Raw genomic sequence first — 14,498 nt, forward strand, 5'->3', positions numbered from 1 at the left:
GAATGTTCGTTTTACTTTGTGGACCATGGCCCGCGTATCCCAGGAACACCTCGACGCCCGCCGCCGGCAGATCCTCGACGGCGCCGCGCGCCTCTTCGCCCGCAACGGCTTCCACGCCACGTCCATGCAGGACGTGCTGAAGGAGGTCGACCTCTCCGCCGGAGCGGTGTACCGCTACTTCAGCGGCAAGGACGAACTGATCGCGGCGATCGTGAAGGACGTGCTCGGCGAGGTGCGCGCGTCCTTCGAGGAGGTCGCCCGGCAGAGCCCGCCCCCGCCGCCGGACCTCCTGGTCGGAGCGGTCCTGGGTCGCACGCTCGGCGTCTACTCGGCCCTGGACGACGACGGGGGATCGGTCTTCCCGCCGCTGGTCATCCAGGTCTGGGCGGAGACCGTGCGGAACAAGGAACTGGCCTGCGTCCTGGCGGATGTCTTCACAACCCTGCGCGAGGCATGGGTCAGGGCCGTCGAGGCCTACCAGGACGCCGGGATGATGCCGCCGGACATCTCCGCCGACCATGTGGCCCGCACCATGATCGCCACCGTGCAGGGGTTCATCGCCCAGCAGGCCCTGTTCGGGCCGGCGCCGGTCGAGGTCCTCCAGGACGGCCTGCGGGCACTGACGGGAATGCGGGCCGCGGAGCCGGGCTCCTGAGGGGATCACAGCTCGGTTAACTTGCCCGAAACGCGGTCCAACTAGCCTGCCGATCCACGCCACCAGGCACTTTGCCCCGTGGCCGCGGCAACCGGACCCCGCACGGTCCGGAGCGAGGACTGTGAGGTGGGACGTGCAACTGACCCCGCACGAGCAAGAGAGGCTGCTCATCCACGTGGCGGCCGACGTGGCCGACAAGCGCCGGGCCCGCGGGCTCAAGCTGAACCACCCCGAAGCGGTCGCCCTGATCACCTCGCACATCCTCGAAGGCGCGCGGGACGGCCGCAGCGTCGCCGAGCTGATGTCCTCCGGACGCAAGCTGCTCACCCGGGACGACGTCATGGAGGGTGTCCCGGAGATGATCCACGACGTCCAGGTCGAGGCGACCTTCCCGGACGGCACCAAGCTGGTCACCGTCCATGACCCGATCGTCTGAGGGGCCTCGATGATTCCCGGAGAGATCCTCTTCGCCGACGGCCCGATCGCCTACAACACGGGCCGCGAGGTCACCCGCCTCACCGTCCTCAACGCCGCCGACCGGCCGGTCCAGGTCGGCTCCCACTACCACTTCGCCGAGGCCAACCCCGGACTGGACTTCGACCGCGCCGCGGCCCGCGGCAAGCGGCTCGACATCGCCGCCGGCACCGCCGTGCGCTTCGAGCCCGGGATCCCCGTCGACGTCGAACTCGTCCCGCTCACCGGTGCCCGCGTCGTGCCCGGACTGCGCGGCGAGACCGGAGGTGCCCTCGATGCCTGAGATCTCCCGTGCCGCGTACGCCGACCTGTTCGGCCCGACCACCGGTGACCGCATCCGGCTCGCCGACACCGATCTGCTGGTCGAGATCGAGGAGGACCGCTGCGGCGGGCCCGGACTCGCCGGGGACGAGGCGGTGTTCGGCGGCGGCAAGGTCATCCGCGAGTCCATGGGCCAGTCGCGTGCCACGCGCGCCGACGGCACCCCCGACACCGTTGTCACCGGCGTCGTGATCATCGACCACTGGGGCATCGTCAAAGCCGACGTCGGCATCCGCGACGGCCGGATCACCGGCATCGGCAAGGCGGGCAACCCCGACACGATGGACGGGGTGCACCCGGACCTCGTCATCGGCCCCGAGACCGAGATCATCGCCGGCAACGGACGCATCCTCACCGCCGGCGCCATCGACGCGCACGTCCACTTCATCTGTCCGCAGATCGCCGACGAGGCCCTGGCGGCGGGCATCACGACCCTGGTGGGCGGCGGCACCGGACCGGCCGAGGGCTCGAAGGCGACCACCGTGACGCCGGGGCCGTGGCATCTGGCACGGATGCTGGAGGCGATGGAGCAGTACCCGCTCAACATCGGCTTCCTCGGCAAGGGCAACACCGTCTCCCACGAGGCGATGCTGTCGCAGATCCGCGGCGGCGCGCTCGGCCTGAAGCTGCACGAGGACTGGGGCTCGACGCCGGCCGTCATCGACGCCTCGCTCACCGTCGCCGAACAGACCGGCATCCAGGTCGCGATCCACACGGACACGCTCAACGAGGCCGGATTCGTCGGCGACACGCTCGCCGCGATCGCGGGCCGCGGCATCCACGCGTACCACACCGAGGGCGCCGGCGGCGGGCACGCACCGGACATCATGACCGTCGTCTCCGAGCCGCACGTGCTGCCGAGCTCGACGAACCCGACGCGGCCGTTCACCGTCAACACCGCCGAGGAACACCTCGACATGCTGATGGTCTGCCACCACCTCAACCCCGCGGTGCCGGAGGACCTCGCCTTCGCCGAGTCGCGGATCCGGCCCTCGACCATCGGCGCGGAGGACGTCCTGCACGACCTGGGCGCGATCTCGATCATCTCGTCCGACTCGCAGGCCATGGGACGGGTCGGTGAGGTCGTCATGCGGACCTGGCAGACGGCCCATGTCATGAAGCGGCGCCGCGGCGCCCTGCCCGGCGACGGGCGGGCCGACAACCACCGGGTGCGCCGCTACGTCGCCAAGTACACGATCAACCCGGCGCTCGCCCAGGGCCTGGCCCGGGAGATCGGGTCGGTGGAGAGCGGGAAGCTGGCCGACCTGGTGCTGTGGGAACCGGCGTTCTTCGGGGTCAAGCCGCACCTCGTCATCAAGGGCGGCCAGATCGCGTACGCGCAGATGGGCGACGCCAACGCCTCGATCCCGACGCCGCAGCCGATCCTGCCCCGGCCGATGTACGGGGCGATCGGGCGGGCACCGGCCGCCAACTCCGTCAACTTCGTCGCCCCGCTGGCGATCGAGGACGGACTGCCGGAGCGGCTCCAGCTCGGGAAGCGGTTCATGGCCATCGAGTCGACGCGTGGGGTCACCAAGGCCGACATGCGGCAGAACGACGCCCGGCCCGACGTACGGGTCGATCCCGACAGCTTCGCTGTGCACATCGACGGAGAGCTCGTCGAGGCGAGTCCGGCCGACGAACTGCCCATGGCCCAGCGGTACTTCCTCTTCTGACGGCGGGAACCATGTCACGGGCAGCACTTCTCGTCCTCGCCGACGGCCGCTTTCCCGCCGGAGGCCACGCGCACTCCGGCGGGGCCGAGGCGGCCGTCAAGGCGGGGCGCATCACCGGGGCCGCCGACCTGGAGGACTTCTGCCGGGGCCGGCTGCACACGGCGGGACTGGTCGCTGCGTCGCTCGCCGCGGCGGCGGCGCTCGGGGCCGACGCGGTGGCCTTGGACGAGGCGGCCGACGCGCGCACGCCGTCACCCGCGTTGCGGTCGGTCGCCCGGAAGCTGGGACGGCAGCTGATGCGGGCCGCACGGGCCACCTGGCCGTCGCCCGAACTGGACGACCTGGCTCGCCGGTTCCCCAAGGGCGCGCACCAGCCGGTGGTGCTCGGAGTCGTGGCCCGGGCGGCCGGGCTGGGGGCGGTCGACGCGGCGCACTGCGCGGCGTACGAGAGCGTGAGCGGGGCGGCGAGCGCGGTGGTACGGCTGCTGAGCCTCGATCCCTTCGCCGCGACCGCCGTACTGGCCCGGTTGGCACCGGAGACGGACCGGGTCGCGGATCGCGCGGTGGAGGCGGCCCGAGGCGTGCTGCTCGGCGGGGCCGACGAACTGCCCGCCTCCTCGGGGCCGTTGCTGGAGATCGGGGCGGAGGCGCACGCGGCCTGGCCGGTGCGGCTGTTCGCCTCGTAGTACACCCCGCCACTCGACTCACCGCACGTCCCACACCGAAGGAGCCGCCCATGCATCTCGACCACTCCCACGACGTGCCCGCCGCGGTCAGCGCCGACGCGCACCGGCCCGACGGCTCGCGCCGCGCCCTGCGCATCGGCCTCGGAGGACCCGTCGGATCCGGCAAGACGGCCACCGTCGCCGCGCTCTGCCGTGCCCTGCGCGACGAGTTGTCCCTCGCCGTCGTCACGAACGACATCTACACGCGGGAGGACGCCGAGTTCCTGCTGCGCGAGGCCGTGCTGCCGCCCGAGCGGATCACGGCCGTGGAGACCGGGGCCTGCCCGCACACGGCGATCCGGGACGACATCTCCGCGAACCTCGAAGCCGTCGAGGACCTGGAGGACGAGGTCGGTCCCCTCGACCTCGTCCTGGTCGAGTCCGGCGGGGACAACCTCACCGCCACCTTCTCCAAGGGACTCGTCGACGCGCAGATCTTCGTGATCGACGTGGCCGGCGGCGACGACATCCCGCGCAAGGGCGGCCCCGGGGTGACCACCGCCGATCTGCTGGTGGTCAACAAGACCGACCTCGCGCCGTACGTCGGCTCCGACCTGGCGCGGATGGCGGCCGACGCCAAGGCGCAGCGCGCCGAACTGCCGGTCGTGTTCCAGTCGCTCAGGAGCGAGGCGAGCGTGGCGGACGTGGCCGCCTGGGTGCGGGCGCGGCTCGCCGCGTGGACGGCGTGACCGTGACCGGTGGCGTACGGGCCGTCGCGCGGATCGCCGCCCGGGACGACGGGCGGGGCGGCACAGCCCTTCCCGTCCTCGACAGCGACGGGCCGCTGGCTCTCAGACGCACCCGGGGCGGTGCCGCCGAGGCGCGGGTCGTGCTCGTCGGCGCCATGAGCGGACCCCTCGGCGGCGACCACTTCACCGTCGAGGCCGAGGTGGCGGCGGGCGCCCGGCTGCGCGTCGGATCGGCCGCGGCGACCATCGCGCTGCCGGGGCAGAGCAAGAACGAGGCCCGTTACGACGTACGGCTGACCGTGGCCGACGGAGCCGAACTGCACTGGCTTCCCGAGCAGTTGATCTCCGCGCGGGGCAGCGACCTGCGGGTCACCACACAGGTCGACGTGGCCGCGACCGGGCGGCTCGTGTTGCGCGAGGAGCAGGTGCTCGGGCGGGTGGGGGAGGAGCCGGGACGGCTCGGCAGCCGGATCCGGGTGCGTGTCGCGGACCGGTCGGTACTCGATCAGGAGGTTGCCTGCGGGCCCGGCGCGCCGGGTGGCTGGGACGGGCCCGCGGGGCTCGGCGGACTCCGGGCCGTCGGTCAACTCCTCGTCGTCCGGCCGGAGTTCGCCGACCGTCCGGTGAAGGCCCGGGTGCTGGGGGAGAACGCCGCCGTGATGCCGCTCGCCGGGCCCGCCGCCCTGGTGAGTGCCGTGGCGGCGGACGCGTTGCGGCTGCGCAGGCTGCTCGACGAGGCGCTGGAGTCGTTCGGCTGAGCCGGACCCGGCCGAGTGACACCCCTCAACGGATGGGCAGCCGCCGGAACTTGCGCTCCTTCTCCATGGACGCCTTTGCTGCGGCCTCCTCGGCCTTGGCGACGGCCGCGTACTGGTCGACGTACTCCTGCTCGGACAGCGACAGGATGGCGTACATGATCTCGTCGGTCACGGCGCGCAGGATCGCCTTCTCGTTCTCCATGCCGGCGTACCGGGAGAAGTCGAGCGGCTCGCCGAACCGGATGGTGACCGGGTGGATGTTCGGGATCACCTTGCCCGGCGGTTGCGCCTCGAAGGTTCCGATCATCGCGCACGGGATGACCGGGACCCCGGCCTTGAGCGCCATGACCGCGACGCCGACCTTGCCCTTGTAGAGCCGGCCGTCGTGCGAGCGGGTGCCCTCCGGGTAGATGCCGAGGAGCTCGTCCTTGCGCAGGACCCCGAGCCCCTCGCGGATCGCCGCCTGTCCGGCGTCCTTGCCGGTGCGGTCGACCGGGATCTGGCCGGCGCTGCGGAAGAACGCCGCCGTCAGGCGTCCCTTGAGGCCGGGGCCCGTGAAGTACTCCTTCTTCGCCAGGAACGTGATGCGTCGCTTCAGCATGGCCGGCATCAGGAAGTGGTCGGAGAACGACAGGTGGTTGCCGGCGATGATGGCGGCACCCGTGTCCGGCACGTGCTCAAGGCCTTCTATGCGCGGGCGGAAGAACAGTTTCAGCAGAGGTCCCAACAACACGTATTTCAGAACGTAGTAGAACAAGAGGGTCGCTCCTCACTCCGGCGGGTGGGCTCGGGCCGCCGAGTTCCGGCAGGTCAACCAGCGTGCCGTGGGGCTGCCAGTGTAGGCGCAGGGGTGACGGGTCGGAACCGGGTCGGGTCGGACGGATGCCGACCGAAGCCGATTTTCCTGACGAGACGTCAGTAGCTCGGTGGACGGCGTCGCTTGCGGATGGGGAGGACCGCCCGACCAGCCTGGTGTCGGCGATCGGTGTGCGGCAACCGGACGGCGGGGTTTGGCGTGATCACGGTCACCGGGTGGCAGGCGGTCCGCCCTTGCGGCGAGTCGTGGTGTCTGCTCGTTCATCACAGCCGCACGATGATCAGCGCCGCGTCGTCGGTCGCACCGCCCGGCGGCAGCAACTCCAGCAGAACGGCGTCGGCGAGGGCCTCGGGGTCAGCGGTGCGGTGGCGGACGAGGGCGTCGGCGAGGCGGTCGAGGCCGGTGTCGATGTCCTCGCGGCGGCGTTCGATCAGGCCGTCCGTGTACAGCACGAGCGTGGCACCGTCGGCGTACGTGGTGGCGGCCTGTGGTCTCGGCCTCGGGTCGGGGCGGGCGTCCAGCGGGGGATCGGTGGCCATGTCCAGGAACTCCACACTGCCGTCGCCATGGACCAGCAGGGGTGGCGGATGGCCGGCGCTGCTGTAGGTGATGGTGTGCGCGTCGCAGTCGATGAACGTCGTGACCGCCGTGGCCGATTCGGCGCCGTCGACCACATGGGCGTACCGCCCCAGGACGTCGAGCGCCTGGGCCGGGCCGTCGGCGACCCGGGAGGTGGCGCTGAGCGCGCTGCGCAGCTGACCCATGACGCCGGCGGCCGGGAGTCCGTGCCCGACCACGTCGCCCACGGAGACCCCGATGCGGTTGCCGCCCACCAGGTCGATCAGGTCGTACCAGTCGCCGCACACGTTCAGCGCGCCGACGGCGGGCCGGTAGCGCACCGCCGCCCGGTGGTTGCCCACCTGCCGTCGGGCGGGCAGCATCGCCTCCTGCAGGGCCAGGGCCACCTCGCGCTCGCGGGCGTGGGCCTGCCGCAGTCGTTCGTTCAGCTCCTGCAACTCGCGGGCCCGGGTGTACAGTTCGGCCTCCAGAACCCGCGCCCGGGAGTCCGTGCCCGCGCCGCCGCGCAGCCGGATGAGCTCGGTGACCTCCTCCACCCGGTGCAGGATGAACGCCACCCGCCCGTCCGGGCCCTGGACGGGTGCGTTGATCGGGCTCCAGTAGCGCTCCTCCCAGTGGCCGGGACGGGCGGCGTCCTCGACGTCGTAGCGCTGCAGTGCCATGGCGTCGCGCTCACCCGTGGCCACCACGCGGAGCATCGACGCCCGGACGTCGCTCATGCCGGTGGCGGCGGGATCGTTGGGATTGTCCGGGAAGACGTCGAAGATGTACCGGCCCACCAGTTGTTCGCGGGTGCGCCCGGACAGGCGCTGGAAGTCCTCGTTGGCGTCGGCGTAGTGCAGGTCCGGGGTCAGCAGCGCGACCATGCCGGGCAGCGCCTGGAACACCGCCTCGTAGTCGATCGCCTTGTCTTCCATGGCTTCGCCTCACTACCAGGACCTGACCAGTTTCCCACGCTCTGTGGCGTATGTACCGATGTACTACATGTGCGCCCGGACGGCAGGTCAGGGCGGAGCGTCGGTCAGGGACTGCTCGGCCCAGATGATCTTCCCCTCGGGTACGAAGCGGGTGCCCCACCGCTGGGTGAACTGGGAGACCAGCAGCAGCCCGCGGCCGCCCTCGTCGGTGGTGCGCGGATGACGCAGGTGCGGGGCGGTCGCGCCGCCGTCGAACACCTCGCAGATCAGAGCGCGCTCCCTGATCAGACGCAGCCGGATGGGGCCGGCGGCGTACCGGATCGCGTTGGTGACCAGTTCGCTGACGACCAGTTCCGTGGTGAAGGCCAGGTCGTCCAGCCCCCACTCGGTCAGCTGCCGGGTGGCCGTCTTGCGGGCGTCGGCGACGGCTGCCGGGTCGGCGGGCAGGTCCCAGTCGGCTACCTGCTCGATGCCCAGGGGCCGGGTGCGGGCCATCAGCAGGGCCACGTCGTCGTGCGGGCGGTCCGGCACCAGCGCGTCGACCACGGCCCGGCAGCGCAGGTCGAGGGAGGTCGCGTGCCGCTCCAGCGCCTGCCGCAGCCGATCCCGGTCGGCGTCGACGGCCCAGGTGTCACCGCGCGCCAGCAGCCCGTCGGTGTGCAGGGCGAGCGTGCTGCCGACGGCCAGGGCCAGCTCGACCGACTCGAAGGGCGGGCCGCCAGCGCCGAGCGGCGGTCCCTGCGGAAGGTCGACGAAGGTGGCGGTGCCGTCGGGCAGCACGACGGCCGGCGCCGGATGGCCCGCCGCCGCCATGGTGCACTGCCCGTCGACCGGGTCGTAGACGACGTACACACACCCCGAACCCACGGACCCGGTCACGGCGGCCTCCTGTCCGGTCGGCCCGGCGCTCTCCTCACGGGCCAGTTGCGCGACCAGGTCGTCGAGGTGGGCCAGCACCTCCTCCGGCGGGAGGTCCAGCGCCGCGAGAGTCCGTACGGCGGTACGCAGCCGGCCCATCGCCGCGGCGGCGTCGATGCCGTGTCCGGGCACCTCGCCCACCACCAGGGCGACACGGGCACCGGACAGCGGGATGACGTCGTACCAGTCGCCGCCGAGGCCGGTCAGCTCGTCGGCCGGCCGGTAGCAGGCGGCCACCTCCAGGGCGTCCTGCTCGGGCAGCCGGTGCGGCAGCAGGCTGCGCTGCAGGACCAGGGCGGCGTCGCGTTCGCGGGTGTAGCGGCGGGCGTTGTCGACACAGACGGCGGCGCGGGAGACGAGGTCCTCGGCCAGGTTGAGGTCGTCCTGTTCGAAGGGTTCCTGGCGGTGCCGCCGGAAGAAGGTCGTCAGGCCCAGGGTGACGCCCCGGGCGCGGATCGGCACGATCATGACGCTGTGCAGGCCCAGCTCCAGGAAGATGGCGGCCTGTCCGCCGTGCGCGTGCTCGGACCACGCCTCGCCCAGCGGATCGAGCCGCTCCTCCCGCCAGGCCTCGGCCGTCCTGAGGCACCGGATCGGCGGCGACCCCGCCGGATACGCGACGAGCTCGCCGACGGCGACGACGGCCTCCGGAACCCGCTCGGTGACCGATCGCTGTGCCGCGCGGCGCAGCGGCGCCGGGTCCGTGCCGCTCAGCGGCCCGGCGGCCGGCTCCCCGCCGCGCAGCACCGACTCCAGTAGGTCCACGGTGACCAGGTCCGCGAGCCCGGGTACGGCCACCTCCGCCAGTTCCTGGGCGGTGCGGTTGATGTCGAGGGTGCGGCCGATGTGCTGGCCGGCCCGGTCGAGCAGGGCCAGGCGCTGGCGGCTGCGGTGCCGGTCGGAGATGTCCTCCACCGTGTAGTACACGCCCATGGGGTGACCCTGGCCGTCGTCGAGCCGGGTGAACGACATCATGTGGGCGGTCTCGCGCAGGGGGGCGGAGCGTGCGCGGCCGATGTGCTCGTAGCCGACGATCGGTTCGCCGGTCGTCAGCACGCGCCGCATCTGCGCCTCGATGGAGCGGGCGTCCAGACCGGGCTGGATGTCGGCGAGCCGTAGCCCGAGGCGACGGCTCGGCGGGCCGCCGCCGAACTGCGAGAGGGCCGCGTTCGACCAGACGAAGCGCAGGTCCGTGTCGACGATCGCTATGCCCACGGGGGAGCGGGCGACCATCTGCTCCAGTACGGCGCGGCTCATGTCCCAACCCGGTGCGTCCGCCAGCTCGGACAGCAGCACGAGCCAGCGCGAAGGTCCCTCGGCGTCACTGGCGGACGTGATCCGCACCATCAGCCTGACCAGGGAGCCGTCCTTGTGCACGGCCGTCAGCAGCCCGGCCCAGCCCCCCTCCCTCCGGCACCGCTCCATCAGCTCCGGCACCCGCCGCGCGTCCTCGGCGTCGAACAGCTCGGCGACGCTCCGACCCACCGCCTCCGAGGCCGGGTACGCCAGCAGCCGGTGCGCGTCCCTGGTCCACCCCGTCACCAGACCCTGCGCGTCGAGCAGCAGAGGCGCGGCGTCCGCCACGTCGTACCCCTGCCGGGCAATGCCCTGCTCCTCGTGTGTGCCCACGGCCGACCTCTCTGTCGCTGAGAGCGGTCTACCACCTCTTGTCCCCATCTTCACCCTTCCGGTCACCCCCGCCTCTTCGCGGGGTCCGGGAGGGGCTGCTCCACAGCGGGCAGCGCGACGCCGGGGCCCGTCCCCCGCGACGCCGGGCGGCGCTCGCGTTCCCGCCCTTGCCGCGACGGTCACGGCCCGACCGGGGCGCTTCGTGGCAAGACCTTCAGCGTCGTCCGGTTCCGGGTCTGCTCGCGCGGTCGGGCTCGGGGGGTTTCCGGTGCCGCGGGGCCCGGTCCGTGGCCGGCGGCCGGTGCTCGGTCTGCTCAGGGGCGCTCAGCCGGCCTGTCCGCAGCGACCGGACTCGGCTCGTCCCGCTCTCCCTCCACGTCAGCCGCCGCGACTCGGTCCCGCAACCCACCCCGCAGCCCGGCCCCCCGAGACGGGAGCCGGGCTGCTCGGTCCTGAGCGGTGGTTACGTCAGAACCTTCTCCAGGGCGCCCAGCGCCCCTGTCAGCTCCTCCGTCGTGATCGTCAGGGGCGGGGCCAGGCGGATGGTGGAGCCATGGGTGTCCTTGACCAGGACGCCCTCGCGCAGAAGGCGCTCGCCGATCTCGCGGCCGGTGCCGAAGGCCGGGTCGATGTCCACGCCCGCCCACAGCCCGCGCGCGCGGAAGCCGACGACGCCCTTGCCGACCAGCGCCGACAGACCGCCCCGCAGGACCACGCCCAGCTCGGCGGCCCGGCGCTGGAACTCGCCGGTCTCCAGCAGGTCGACCACCGCCGTGCCGACCGCGGCGGCCAGCGGGTTGCCGCCGAACGTCGAGCCGTGCTCACCCGGCCGCAGCACGCCGAGGACGTCACGGCGGGCCACCACCGCCGACACCGGCACGATGCCGCCGCCCAGCGCCTTGCCCAGCAGGAGCACGTCCGGGACGACCCCGTCGTGCTCGACGGCGAGCGTACGGCCCGTACGGCCGAGGCCGGACTGGATCTCGTCCGCGATGAACAGGCAGCCCTTGCGCCGGGTCAGCTCCCGCACGCCGGCGAGATAGCCGTCGCCGGGGATGAGCACGCCCGCCTCGCCCTGGATCGGCTCCAGCAGCACCGCCGCCGTCGTCTCGTCGACGGCCGCCTCCAGTGCCGCCAGGTCGTCGTACGGCACGACCCGGAAGCCCGGCGTGAAGGGACCGAAGCCCTGCCGGGCCGTCTCGTCCGTGGAGAACGACACGATCGTCGTCGTACGGCCGTGGAAGTTCTCCGCGGCGACCACGATCGTCGCCTGATCGGCCGGGACGCCCTTCACCTCGTACGCCCACTTGCGGGCCACCTTGATGCCGGACTCGACCGCCTCGGCGCCCGTGTTCATCGGCAGCACCATGTCGAGGCCCGTCAGGGCGGCCAGCCGCTCGGCGAACTCGGCGAGGCGGTCGTTGTGGAACGCGCGGGACGTCAGGGTCAGCCGGTCCAGCTGGCGGTGCGCCGCCTCGATGAGCGCGGGGTGGCGGTGGCCGAAGTTCAGTGCCGAGTAACCGGCCAGCATGTCGAGGTAGCGACGGCCCTCCACGTCCTCCACCCACGTGCCCTCGGCGCGGGCGACGACCACGGGCAGCGGGTGGTAGTTGTGCGCCAGGACCGGCTCCTCGGCGCGGATCAGGTCGGCGGACGAGCGGGCGGTGACGGGAGCGGTCATCAGCGGATCTCCTGGGTACAGCACTTGATGCCGCCGCCGGCCTTGCGGAACTCCGACAGGTCGACGGGGACGGGGACGTAGCCGCGGTCGGCGAGTGCGGAGGTGAGCGCCTCGGCCTGTGGGGCGATGAAGACGTGGCGGCCGTCGGACACCGAGTTCAGGCCGAACGCCATCGCGTCGTCACGGGTGGCGAGCACCGCGTGCGGGTACAGCCGAGCCAGCACCTCACGACTGCCCGGCGAGAACGCCTCCGGGTAGTACGCGATGTTGTCGTCGTCCAGGACGAACAGCGCCGTGTCCAGGTGGTAGAAGCGCGGGTCCACCAGCGTCAGGCTGATCACCGGATGCCCGAAGAACTCCTGCACCTCGCGATGTGCCTCACGGGTGGTACGGAACCCGGTGCCGGCCAGCACGTACCGGCCGGTCCAGACCAGATCCCCCTCGCCCTCGCACACGGCCTCCGGGCGGTACACGTCGAAGCCGGCCGTCTTGAACCAGGTGTCGTAGTGCGTGGACTCGGGGCGCCGCTCCGGTGCGTGGAAGAGCGAACCGAAGACCCGGCCGTCCACGACGACCGCCGAGTTCGCCGCGAACACCATGTCCGGCAGGCCGGGGGCGGGCTCCACCGTGTCGACGGTGTGGCCGTGGGTGCGGTAGGCATGGATCAGTGCCTGCCATTGCTCCTGGGCGAGGTCGACGTCCACCGGGGCGTCGGGATGCATCCAGGGGTTGATCGCGTACTGCACGGCGAAGTGTCTGGGTTCGCAGACGAGATACCGCCGCCGGCGCGGCACACGGGAGTCGGACACAGAGGGGTTCCTCCGCTTCCTCGAAATGTCGACTGTGGGTTGACACCAAAGTAGGAAGTGCCGGAGACGACCGACAAGGAAAAAATATTGCGTGTCCGCGCAGGAATGCTGCGTAGTTTCTTCGGCAGACGCAGCCCTGCTGCGCCGTGAGAGGTTTACTCGGGCGCCGGCTGGCTCGCGCCCGCCTCCGGGCTCTCCGGCAGCAGATGGGACAGCACCATCACACTGATCGTCTTGCGGATGAACGGCTCGACGCGGATCCGTTCCAGCACCTCCTCGAAGTGCTCCACGTCCCGCGCCCGCACGTGCAGCAGCGCGTCCGCGCCGCCGGTCACCGTCATGGCCGCGGTGATCTCCGGATGGTTGCGGACCACCTCCGCGAGCCGCCGCGGCGGCGCCGCGCCCTCGCAGTACACCTCGACGTACGCCTCCGTGCGCCAGCCAAGCGCCGACGGCTTGACCGTGGCCGTGAACCCGGTGATCACGCCCGTCTCACGCAACCGGTCCACCCGCCGCTTGACCGCCGTCGAGGACAGCCCGACGGCCGCGCCGATCTCCGCGAAACTCGTCCTGGCATTGGCCATCAGCGCGGTGATGATCTTCCGGTCCAGCTCGTCGAAGGGCGCGGGCCTGCTGTTCATGGCGGCACTGTATCCAGCGGGAACGCCGATGCGTCCGCACGTGTGCAGGCGTGCGAATTGCTCCTACACTCCGGGTTCATGCTGCGCGCCCTCGCTGTCGACGACGAACGCCCCTCGCTGGAGGAGCTCCTCTACCTGCTGAACGCGGACCCCCGCATCGGCAGCGCCGAGGGCGCCGGTGACGCGACCGAGGCGTTGCGCCGGATCAACCGCGCCCTTGAGTCCGGTCCGGGCGGGCCCGAGGCGATCGACGTCGTCTTCCTCGACATCAACATGCCCGGCCTGGACGGCCTCGACCTGGCCCGGCTGCTCACCGGCTTCGCGAGACCTCCCCTGATCGTGTTCGTCACCGCCCACGAGGACTTCGCCGTGCAGGCGTTCGACCTCAAGGCCGTCGACTACGTCCTCAAGCCGGTCCGCAAGGAACGCCTGGCCGAAGCCGTACGACGGGTCGGCGAACTGCGCGGCAGCGCGCCCCGCATACCCGTGAGCGAGCCCGACCCCGACCAGATACCCGTGGAACTCGGCGGAGTGACCCGCTTCGTCGCCGTCGACGACATCACGCACGTCGAGGCCCAGGGCGACTACGCCCGCCTGCACACCGACCGGGGCAGTCACCTCGTCCGCATCCCCCTGTCGACCCTGGAGGACCGCTGGCGTGCCCGCGGCTTCGTCCGCATCCACCGCCGCCACCTCGTCGCCCTGCGCCACATCGGCGAACTCCGCCTGGACGCGGGCACCGTCAGCGTCATGGTCGGCTCCGAGGAACTCCAGGTCAGCCGCCGGCACGCGCGCGAGCTGCGGGACCTGCTCATGAGGAGGACCTGACGATGCCCAGCAGCCCCGCCGAACGCCGTGTCGTCGTCACCGGGCCGCCCCGGCGCACCCGCAGGGTCTCCGGCTACTACCGCCCGCGCACCGAGATCGACGAGCAGACCACCCTCGGCCACACCTACGTCCGCTCCCTGATGCGCACCCAGCTGCGGACCGCCCTCGCCGTCCTCGCCGTCCTGGGTCTGCTCGTCGGCCCCCTGCCCCTGCTCTTCGCCGCGATGCCGCACGCCCGCCACCTGCAATGGGCGGTCCTCGGGTTCGGCCTGTACGCCCCGCTCGTCCTGCTGGCCCGCTGGTTCGTGCGCCGCGCCGAGCGCAACGAACGGGACTTCGTCCGGCTCGTCGAAGACCGCTGAGCACAACCCGAGCCGAGAA

15 protein-coding genes are annotated in these 14,498 nt (G+C 72.0%); 9 read left to right on the forward strand and 6 right to left on the reverse strand.

Features of this window, described 5'->3' with window-relative positions:
• Window positions 1-25 precede the first annotated feature (25 nt).
• From ACFYNL_RS00670 to ACFYNL_RS00700, 7 genes are all read left to right on the forward strand, one after another.
• Window positions 26-655, forward strand: a complete 630-nt coding sequence (locus ACFYNL_RS00670; protein ID WP_388794238.1) for a TetR/AcrR family transcriptional regulator — start codon at window positions 26-28, stop codon at window positions 653-655.
• Window positions 656-788: 133 nt separating this feature from the next.
• Window positions 789-1,091 carry an urease subunit gamma gene (locus ACFYNL_RS00675; protein WP_019756640.1) on the forward strand — a complete coding sequence of 101 codons (303 nt, stop codon included), beginning with the start codon at window positions 789-791 and terminating at the stop codon, window positions 1,089-1,091.
• Window positions 1,092-1,100: 9 nt separating this feature from the next.
• Window positions 1,101-1,412, forward strand: coding sequence for an urease subunit beta (locus ACFYNL_RS00680; RefSeq protein ID WP_388794242.1), 312 nt, complete (start codon window positions 1,101-1,103; stop codon window positions 1,410-1,412).
• Window positions 1,405-3,126 carry an urease subunit alpha gene (locus tag ACFYNL_RS00685; RefSeq protein WP_388794245.1) on the forward strand — a complete coding sequence of 574 codons (1,722 nt, stop codon included), beginning with the start codon at window positions 1,405-1,407 and terminating at the stop codon, window positions 3,124-3,126. Before ACFYNL_RS00680 ends, ACFYNL_RS00685 begins: the two co-directional genes overlap by 8 nt.
• A gap of 11 nt (window positions 3,127-3,137) precedes the next feature.
• Window positions 3,138-3,812, forward strand: coding sequence for an urease accessory protein UreF (locus tag ACFYNL_RS00690; RefSeq protein WP_388794248.1), 675 nt, complete (start codon window positions 3,138-3,140; stop codon window positions 3,810-3,812).
• A gap of 50 nt (window positions 3,813-3,862) precedes the next feature.
• Entirely contained in the window at window positions 3,863-4,540 is a 678-nt protein-coding gene (gene ureG, locus ACFYNL_RS00695; RefSeq protein WP_388794251.1) for an urease accessory protein UreG, read from the forward strand.
• Complete coding sequence (locus tag ACFYNL_RS00700; RefSeq protein WP_388794254.1) at window positions 4,528-5,298, forward strand: urease accessory protein UreD; 771 nt, start codon at window positions 4,528-4,530, stop codon at window positions 5,296-5,298. The genes ureG and ACFYNL_RS00700 overlap by 13 nt, the downstream gene beginning before the upstream one ends.
• Window positions 5,299-5,323: 25 nt before the next feature.
• Here ACFYNL_RS00700 and ACFYNL_RS00705 read toward each other — a convergent pair whose 3' ends face one another.
• The 6 genes from ACFYNL_RS00705 to ACFYNL_RS00730 all read right to left on the reverse strand — a co-directional run bounded on the left by ACFYNL_RS00705 (window position 5,324) and on the right by ACFYNL_RS00730 (window position 13,289).
• Window positions 5,324-6,055 (reverse strand): lysophospholipid acyltransferase family protein, encoded by a 732-nt coding sequence (locus ACFYNL_RS00705; protein WP_388794257.1) that lies wholly within the window; start codon window positions 6,053-6,055, stop codon window positions 5,324-5,326.
• A gap of 323 nt (window positions 6,056-6,378) precedes the next feature.
• The gene (locus tag ACFYNL_RS00710) at window positions 6,379-7,611 is read right to left on the reverse strand and encodes a PP2C family protein-serine/threonine phosphatase (protein ID WP_388794260.1); all 1,233 of its coding nucleotides are present in this window, start codon (window positions 7,609-7,611) and stop codon (window positions 6,379-6,381) included.
• An 87-nt stretch (window positions 7,612-7,698) separates the two neighbouring features.
• Window positions 7,699-10,158, reverse strand: a complete 2,460-nt coding sequence (locus ACFYNL_RS00715) for a SpoIIE family protein phosphatase (RefSeq protein ID WP_388794263.1) — start codon at window positions 10,156-10,158, stop codon at window positions 7,699-7,701.
• 463 nt (window positions 10,159-10,621) lie between these two features.
• Window positions 10,622-11,839 carry an ornithine--oxo-acid transaminase gene (gene rocD, locus ACFYNL_RS00720; protein WP_388794266.1) on the reverse strand — a complete coding sequence of 406 codons (1,218 nt, stop codon included), beginning with the start codon at window positions 11,837-11,839 and terminating at the stop codon, window positions 10,622-10,624.
• Window positions 11,839-12,648, reverse strand: a complete 810-nt coding sequence (ddaH, locus tag ACFYNL_RS00725) for a dimethylargininase (protein ID WP_388794269.1) — start codon at window positions 12,646-12,648, stop codon at window positions 11,839-11,841. Before ddaH ends, rocD begins: the two co-directional genes overlap by 1 nt.
• A 155-nt stretch (window positions 12,649-12,803) precedes the next feature.
• The gene (locus tag ACFYNL_RS00730) at window positions 12,804-13,289 is read right to left on the reverse strand and encodes an Lrp/AsnC family transcriptional regulator (RefSeq protein WP_356577169.1); all 486 of its coding nucleotides are present in this window, start codon (window positions 13,287-13,289) and stop codon (window positions 12,804-12,806) included.
• 78 nt (window positions 13,290-13,367) lie between these two features.
• Here ACFYNL_RS00730 and ACFYNL_RS00735 point away from each other — a divergent pair, with 78 nt between their 5' ends.
• Both ACFYNL_RS00735 and ACFYNL_RS00740 read left to right on the forward strand, forming a co-directional pair.
• Window positions 13,368-14,117, forward strand: a complete 750-nt coding sequence (locus ACFYNL_RS00735; protein WP_388794272.1) for a LytR/AlgR family response regulator transcription factor — start codon at window positions 13,368-13,370, stop codon at window positions 14,115-14,117.
• Between the two features lie 2 nt (window positions 14,118-14,119).
• The gene (locus ACFYNL_RS00740) at window positions 14,120-14,479 is read left to right on the forward strand and encodes a hypothetical protein (protein ID WP_388794275.1); all 360 of its coding nucleotides are present in this window, start codon (window positions 14,120-14,122) and stop codon (window positions 14,477-14,479) included.
• Window positions 14,480-14,498: the final 19 nt, after the last annotated feature.

Source organism: Streptomyces sp. NPDC007808, assembly GCF_042868655.1.
Lineage (GTDB): Bacteria > Actinomycetota > Actinomycetes > Streptomycetales > Streptomycetaceae > Streptomyces.

What these genes read in the sequence shown, in the direction of transcription:
- rocD (WP_388794266.1), bottom strand. Translation starts at nt 11,839, where the DNA reads ATGACCGCTCCCGTCACCGCCCGCTCGTCCGCCGACCTGATCCGCGCC.
- ureG (WP_388794251.1), top strand. Translation starts at nt 3,863, where the DNA reads ATGCATCTCGACCACTCCCACGACGTGCCCGCCGCGGTCAGCGCCGAC.
- ACFYNL_RS00710 (WP_388794260.1), bottom strand. Translation starts at nt 7,611, where the DNA reads ATGGAAGACAAGGCGATCGACTACGAGGCGGTGTTCCAGGCGCTGCCC.
- ACFYNL_RS00685 (WP_388794245.1), top strand. Translation starts at nt 1,405, where the DNA reads ATGCCTGAGATCTCCCGTGCCGCGTACGCCGACCTGTTCGGCCCGACC.
- ACFYNL_RS00680 (WP_388794242.1), top strand. Translation starts at nt 1,101, where the DNA reads ATGATTCCCGGAGAGATCCTCTTCGCCGACGGCCCGATCGCCTACAAC.
- ACFYNL_RS00690 (WP_388794248.1), top strand. Translation starts at nt 3,138, where the DNA reads ATGTCACGGGCAGCACTTCTCGTCCTCGCCGACGGCCGCTTTCCCGCC.
- ACFYNL_RS00740 (WP_388794275.1), top strand. Translation starts at nt 14,120, where the DNA reads ATGCCCAGCAGCCCCGCCGAACGCCGTGTCGTCGTCACCGGGCCGCCC.
- ACFYNL_RS00735 (WP_388794272.1), top strand. Translation starts at nt 13,368, where the DNA reads ATGCTGCGCGCCCTCGCTGTCGACGACGAACGCCCCTCGCTGGAGGAG.
- ACFYNL_RS00730 (WP_356577169.1), bottom strand. Translation starts at nt 13,289, where the DNA reads ATGAACAGCAGGCCCGCGCCCTTCGACGAGCTGGACCGGAAGATCATC.
- ACFYNL_RS00670 (WP_388794238.1), top strand. Translation starts at nt 26, where the DNA reads ATGGCCCGCGTATCCCAGGAACACCTCGACGCCCGCCGCCGGCAGATC.